At 61.7% G+C, this 1071-nt stretch carries 1 protein-coding gene and 1 pseudogene; one reads left to right on the plus strand and one right to left on the minus strand.

All coding sequences use genetic code 11. From position 1 onward, the window contains the following. Window positions 1–71: 71 nt before the first annotated feature. A pseudogene (locus KO516_RS23985) lies at window positions 72–625 on the plus strand (hypothetical protein); the annotation flags it as partial. A gap of 69 nt (window positions 626–694) precedes the next feature. Here KO516_RS23985 and KO516_RS23990 read toward each other — a convergent pair. Beyond that, window positions 695–1071: transposase (locus tag KO516_RS23990; protein WP_216006316.1), on the minus strand; the 377-nt coding region annotated here is incomplete at its 5' end.

Here is a 1071-nt window from a genome sequence, read left to right on the forward strand (position 1 = left end):
ATGAATCCTGACCCTAGGCATGCGTGCCCGACAGGCAAGTGCGGGCGGCAGCCTGAGTTCAGCGACGCGGCGTCACGACCAGCAATGTCGGCGACGCACCTGTGCTGCCTGATCTGTTGGAACAGATCGCACCCGACCAGGAAATTGCCGCCGTCATCGCCCCCCTGCGGCAGATTGCTGCGCAATCGCCTGCCGGGCAATGGATGGCGCCTATGATACTCGAAGACGTCACAATGTGATCGCGGCTCGGGGAGCTGCAGCGCACGCCACTGTGTTCGAACCAATAGTGCACAAGGCTCGCTCCCTCCGCGTAAAAATGCCCGATCCTGGAAGCGAACCGGCGGGCGCAATCGCGCGGAACGAAGCCGTGAGAACCTGCAAATACCAGAGACGAGCACTCTGGCGAACGCTGACCGGATATCACCGCCAGAGCCGCGCAGAGACAAAGATGAACTGCGTCAAACTACTCGGCCAAGGCTTCCCTCTCATGGGTTGCATGCGAACCATTGCCGGGCAGTGCATGGCGAGGGACTACGACCGACAGGTCGCTGAGCTGCAGGTCCGCATCGCCGTGCTGAACGGCTACACCGCGCTCGGCATACCTGGCACCGAGCTCGTCGGATAAGTGCGTCTGGGGAAAGCATCTGTCTTGGAAAACAAGACTAAAGTTCCCGCGAATGGCAGCTACTGGGTTTTACGGCGGCGTCGGCGACCAGGTTCGATCCTCGGTGAGCAGCGCGTTGGCCAATATGAGCAGCTTCCGCATGACGGCGGTGATAGCTCCCTTGAACGGTTTGCCGATCTGGCGGAGCCGCTCGTAGAACGCCTTTAGACCCGGGTTCCACCGCACAGCGACCGTCGCCGCCATGTAGAGGACGTAGCGCACAGCGATACGTCCTGCGCGGATCATCTTTCGCCCCCGCAGCGTGCCGGAATCCCTGTTCATAGGTGCCACGCCTGCAAGGGCAGAGACCTCGGCTGCTTTGGCCGCGCCCAGCTCCTGCATCTGCGACAGGAGCGTTGTCGCCGTCGTCTGACCGATGCCGGGGATCGACGTCAAAATTTCGAACC

It is taken from the genome of Citreicella sp. C3M06 (assembly GCF_018860705.1).
GTDB lineage: Bacteria > Pseudomonadota > Alphaproteobacteria > Rhodobacterales > Rhodobacteraceae > Salipiger.